This is a genomic window from Dictyobacter arantiisoli, assembly GCF_008326305.1.
Lineage (GTDB): Bacteria > Chloroflexota > Ktedonobacteria > Ktedonobacterales > Ktedonobacteraceae > Dictyobacter > Dictyobacter arantiisoli.
In genome coordinates, this window is sequence record NZ_BIXY01000165.1 from 1 (window position 1) to 5,551 (window position 5,551).

A 5,551-nucleotide genomic window follows, 5' to 3' on the forward strand; every position below is an offset into this window, starting at 1 on the left:
GGATAGGCGGGCCGCTTGCCTGTCATGGCGACGCGATGCTGACTTCTTCTCATCTCTTTTGCTCCTTCTGCTTTGATCTTTCTCCTTTCTTTATCGGCATTCTGATGGGAATCAAACACTATCTTAGACAAGTGATTTACGCCAGGCAAAGCTAATAAATCGCACGATACTGCCTTATCTATTCAGTGGTGATAAAATATAACCCATAAACATTCTCAACGGCTGTATTGACGGACTGGATAACCACTTGGCGAGCAAGGACAATAACCAGGAAATATGACTGCATATTTTACGTGCACTCTTTGCCATCTATCGTTTCTATCCAGACCATAGCATGGACCTGAACGAAGACATCACAACATCTGAAGAGCGACAGATCCTCATGGATTGGGTGCGCGATGCCCTTTTTGGCTGGTCATCAACGTATAAAGGCGAACGCTAGACACAGAAAAGATGTTCGCAAGCTAGCTATCAGTTTACTTGCCAACTACATTTGTTATGAATCAGAGATATATCTCGCATTCCATAGTATACTTGTATTCAAGGAGGGAAAAAGTTTGACCAGAGAATCAAAACATGGGATATCTGGTACACCTCGCTCGAAATTGACCCGAATAGAGGTGCCGGAAGTAGTGAAAACAGAGGTCACAACGAAGGCCAATGAATTGATCGAGAAGGTTTTAAAGCCGCAACATATACAGCCACCACCAGACAACCCTCAATTCAATTACATCATCGATATCTATGGGAAGTGGTACCAGCGCTATTTCTACCTCTGCGCAACCTACCGCGTTCCATATCCAAATGCGACAGTGCCAAGTTTTGAAGCAAAAATGGCACGTATGGAGTATGCAGGTGAAAATCATTTTCATCTGTCATTTATGCGACATACGGGACAATGGGTGGAGCTTTACACTGATGTATCATTAGATGAAGGTCTGGCATCTATTCGGGACGAGCCATTCTTTTTTCCGTAGCGAGTGGAAAAAATCATGGGGAGCATGAAATCGAGGCGCACTACATAGCGTAACGAGGCTGCATAAGCGCCGCCGGAACCTGAAAATATTCCAGAACATCCTCTCTACGACGGGGTTGTCACACTATTGCGAAGGGAGACCGAACAATGACCAGAACAAGTTGGGTTGAGATATGTGTAAGTGACTTCGCGCAATCCATCATCTGGTTTGAGCCGACTCTCGGCTTTCGTCTCGTCGCGCGTGATGCAATGAATATGCTGAGTTGTCTCGTGGGGAAACCACTATTCAACTGGCAGTTGATGATGCCCCTTACTGGACATCCGAGTACCCACGCCTTCAGCAGCCGGGGCAGCGCGGCAGAGGAGTTGAGATCGTCTTGCTCATAGAGAACGTAGGCGCTGCCACGTTCGTAGAGAGGCATACAGACCTCTGCGCTAACCTCGCTGGCTCGCTAGTACTCGGCTTGATGGCTCTCCGAAGTAAAGTTTTTGCCGTCCGGGGGAAGAATAAGCTAAAAACTACGATTATTCTTCTGTGCCGGTTTCCCTGGCGAAACCAGATGGGCAGCGGGTTAGGAGGGATAAATGGGACTGGGCGGACTCGAACCGCCGACGCACGGTTTAGGAATTCGAGCCCGACTGTATATTCCGGTCTACCAACGTCTATTTCGAGCATAAAAACAAGTGGGTATGTCCATCCATGTACATAGAAATCGATGAGTGTATAACGCCGTTGCTGTCAAAACAGAGGTGATGGCAACGGACCCTGCACTTTATCCACAGACATTATAATTTCAAATTTGAACAAATAATTGCAGACATCATCTCCTATTACTAAATATTATTTCACCATAGTTTCATTTGTTTCGTCTGCATTGCCTTTTCTACTTGAAAAGAGATGGATATGCCCCTTGGATAAGTATAACGATTTCTCTTCATGCCATTTGCGACAATTTTAATTTCTGATGAAGCTTCCATAGGCTTCAGAACATTTTCTCTGTATCCAGCAATACGAAAAGGTGTCTCAACCAATACATAATGATCAATATCCTCTATGGTAACCGTCATTCCATGAAAACGTGACATGATAAGCCGCTTGAGACGGTCATAATCAGGGCCGTTTTCAAAAAGCTGAGGCTGCTGTTGATTTGTTCGATCTGAAAATGCATAGCCATCGTCACGATCAACCGTCCACATTGCATCTTTCATCTTCTCTAACCCTTTTAAATCATTTGTGCCAAAGAAGAGAAAATAGTCAGTTGCATTATGGCGATTGATCATACGGAAGTAACGGACGTACTTTACATGGCCCATATCTTGAAGTTGCTTTTTGTATAACTCGCAGATAAAATGTTCTCTTTCCTCTGCAGTTGTTGCAATATTTATCATATGTATCCATTCGTGTGTGCCAAATAGATCATCATATTGCTGTTGCTTTGTACTATAGTCAGCGGTCATGAAACGATTAATCTCTTCATACATAAAAGTGAATAAAATTTCGCATCCCTGGAGCTGCATAAGGCGGACTATTGTGCTCATAGGAGTTTGAGAATAGCCGAAAGGATCAATAAAGGCGAAAACAGGCAGTACTTTTCTTCTCAAACCACCGGGTTTATTATTCATTTCCAATGTATGAAGTTCCTGATTAAGGATATCTGCAAATTCTCCGCAAACAATATCACATTGGAGAGAAGATGGAAGTTCCTGTTGCTGAAGTAGAGTTTCAAGATTATCACATCGTTTACGATTTTTTTCAATGAAGAGAAAACGCACAGCTTTTTGCCGTACAACTTTGTACGTATGTTTACACAGAACGTCCAAAGCAATAAGCGGTGACCCGATTTCCCCACCCTGATAAATTCCAGGTCCAGCAAAACCATCAATGATTAAAACGCGATCATATGTTTGCATCATAATAGGAAGCCAGGCTTGCAAATACGCACGAAGAATTTCATGTTTTGCTTGAGTGTGCTTATCCATAGACCATATCGTAGACTTAGGTGTAGCCATCGTATATCCTCTAGCTTTCTTAACGTGAAATGACATGTTCAATGCAAGTGGAATATTTCAACCTTTACATGGCATGGACAAAATTCAAAAGCTTCATTTAAAGAAAAAGTATGCGAGTAAACATACCTTGGCGAGCTACAAAACTTCACATGCGGAATACACGATATTATAGACAAGTTTAGTATATATTTTATCTTTTTTCAAGCTTAAAAAGTACACTTACCATTTCATGTAAAAGAATAAAGCCATGAACGCTGTAACTGCCAAATTTTACACCTGGCGTCAGTAGAAATTTCACTAAGCAGGAAAGAAAAACATAGTTTACAATAGTGCTAGTTCTTGCCGTTTTGTGATTGTATATACGTTTTATGTAACAGAATACATGTGCATCCCATTGACTCGATTTATGGCGAGGTCTGTATTATACTCATTGGATAGAATGCATGTTCAATTGTTGTTATCTATTTTATGAGAAAAATTTTTGTGAGGTGGAATGAACGCGGAAGTGGAGTGAATGAGGCTGAGCTAGCAATACGTAGCACTTATCTTTCTAATTTTCATTGTGCCAAGCTTTTTCAAGGAGAGTATTGTGACATTCACAGAAATTCAATGGACATGGCGGCGCATATCTCTTCCTACTGGAGAGACATTTGTGGTGAAGGGATATACTTTTAATCCTTGGTGGGGTTGCCTCAAAGTGAGCGAAGAATGCAAATTCTGCTATGCAGAGGACATCGCCCATCACTATGGGCATGATGTATGGGGGCCATCTACTACAACCACTCGGCGTTTCTTCAAAGAGCGTCACTGGGAGGAACCGTTGACGTGGAACCGCCAGGCAGAGAAGCAAGGACATCGGCGTAGTGTGTTCTGTGCTTCAATGGCAGATGTCTATGAAGATCACCCGTCTGTTCATAAGGAGCGTCAGAAGCTCTGGCGATTGATTGAGATCACCCCCTGGTTAAATTGGCTCTTACTAACAAAGCGGCCTGAAAATATTCTTCCAATGTCCCCATGGCGTCGGGGAGACTGGCCTGATAATGTGTGGATAGGGACCTCCGTGGGATTGCAAGAACGTGCTGAGGAGCGCATCCCTTATTTACTTGAAGTACCAGCAGTGGTACGGTTCTTGAGTTGTGAACCATTGCTGGGTCCAGTCGATCTGTCACCTTGGATCTCTCAGTTGCAATGGATAATTAGTGGAGGAGAAAGTGGCAATAATGCGCGACCAATGGATATGGCCTGGCCACGCCTACTGAGAGATCAATGTCAGGTAGCTCATGTTCCCTATTTTTTTAAGCAGGTAGGAGGCCGTTATCATAATAGCGGGGGACGTACATTAGATGGAAGAACATGGGATGAAATACCAGCAGAAGCACCAATACGGAACAAAATTATTGTATAACTTCCAAAAATAGATGTGCGGGCAGAGCAACATTAAGTGGGAAGGTTCCATTGTTTGAGCTCATTTCACCTGGCTTCTTTGAGCTCTTCACCGGATAATGTGGCTCAACCGATGTGCGTGCAATGTAATCATTTCATAAATTTGCTTAAAGCGTGTCAGGATTTTGCGCTTATAATCGCAAAACCCTGACAAATATTCAACTCAACAGATACATCTGTACCTTCCCAGCATTAGACATTTCTGGAGTCTGGACATACGCTGGACCAACTGGCAATTGTGGAATTTGTCGTGCAAGATCAACTCCAATTGGTGCTTGTAGCAATCCAGCTACCTTGCAAAAATCTGGAACGCAGAACTTATTACCATCCTCATCCTCTTCAATATGTTTAGCTTCATCCTAGGTAAGGATTGTACTCAAGTGCTGCTTACAACCGTTGCAACACATCCTTTAGAAATCCTCTTCTTCTGAAGATGATCTTGACCCGTTTTCGTAGAGCCTCCAGAGGTTGGAGCTGAGGAGAATAAAAACGTTTTTACGTACCTAAATGACGTAATACATAATTATTCTACCATGGAAAATATATTACGTCAAACGTTTAATAACGTACGTATTTCTCCCATTCTTTCATACTGGAGCGGACTCATATATCCTAGTGTCGAGTGACGGCAAATTCGATTGTAATACGTTTCTCTATAGGTAAAAATTGCTGACCTTGCTTCTTCATGCGATACATAGAAGTTTCTTGAACACACTCATACTTTAATGTGCCCAAAAATGACTCCATTGCAGCATTGTCCCAGCAATTTCCTTTTCTCGACATACTCGACTGGATTCCGTATCGCTGCAAATACGCCTGATATGCCTGTGATGTCTATTGACTTCCTCGCTCACTGTGATGCAAGAGCCCTGCTTTCGGATGACGGCGTACCAGGGCTTGCTCAAGCGCGCGTTCTACCAGCTTCTCATCACAACTGCCTGACATAGACCACCCTACGACCATTCGTGAATACAAATCCAGGATCACTGCGACATAGAACCACCCCTGTTTGGTAGGGATATAGGTAATATCACCGGCCCATTTCTTATCTGGCTCTTCGGCATGAAAATCTCGATTCAAGAGATTTGGAGCCACAGGATGCTTCTCGTCTCTTTTTGTCGT

Annotated in this window: 4 protein-coding genes and 1 pseudogene; 3 read left to right on the forward strand and 2 right to left on the reverse strand. The window is 43.1% G+C overall.

Annotated features, from left to right (window positions below; translation table 11 throughout):
* The first annotated feature begins 557 nt into the window (after nt 1-557).
* The gene (locus F1593_RS27095) at nt 558-977 is read left to right on the forward strand and encodes a DUF3024 domain-containing protein (RefSeq protein ID WP_149404676.1); all 420 of its coding nucleotides are present in this window, start codon (nt 558-560) and stop codon (nt 975-977) included.
* 146 nt (nt 978-1,123) lie between these two features.
* Nucleotides 1,124-1,363: a hypothetical protein gene (locus tag F1593_RS27100; protein WP_149404677.1), complete on the forward strand. Its 240-nt coding sequence runs from the start codon at nt 1,124-1,126 to the stop codon at nt 1,361-1,363.
* A 459-nt stretch (nt 1,364-1,822) separates the two neighbouring features.
* On the opposite strand, the gene F1593_RS27105 is transcribed toward F1593_RS27100, so the two are convergent.
* Nucleotides 1,823-2,986, reverse strand: coding sequence for a three-Cys-motif partner protein TcmP (locus F1593_RS27105; RefSeq protein WP_172632499.1), 1,164 nt, complete (start codon nt 2,984-2,986; stop codon nt 1,823-1,825).
* Between the two features lie 589 nt (nt 2,987-3,575).
* Here F1593_RS27105 and F1593_RS27110 point away from each other — a divergent pair.
* Nucleotides 3,576-4,391 (forward strand): DUF5131 family protein, encoded by an 816-nt coding sequence (locus F1593_RS27110; protein WP_216369007.1) that lies wholly within the window; start codon nt 3,576-3,578, stop codon nt 4,389-4,391.
* 588 nt (nt 4,392-4,979) lie between these two features.
* Here the strand turns inward: F1593_RS27110 and F1593_RS30185 are convergent.
* Nucleotides 4,980-5,551 (reverse strand): annotated as a pseudogene (locus tag F1593_RS30185) (IS3 family transposase); the annotation flags it as partial.

Bases quoted from the DNA above. Each gene is read 5' to 3' on its own strand.
- F1593_RS27100 (WP_149404677.1), top strand. From the start codon at position 1,124: ATGACCAGAACAAGTTGGGTTGAGATATGTGTAAGTGACTTCGCGCAA.
- F1593_RS27105 (WP_172632499.1), bottom strand. From the start codon at position 2,986: ATGGCTACACCTAAGTCTACGATATGGTCTATGGATAAGCACACTCAA.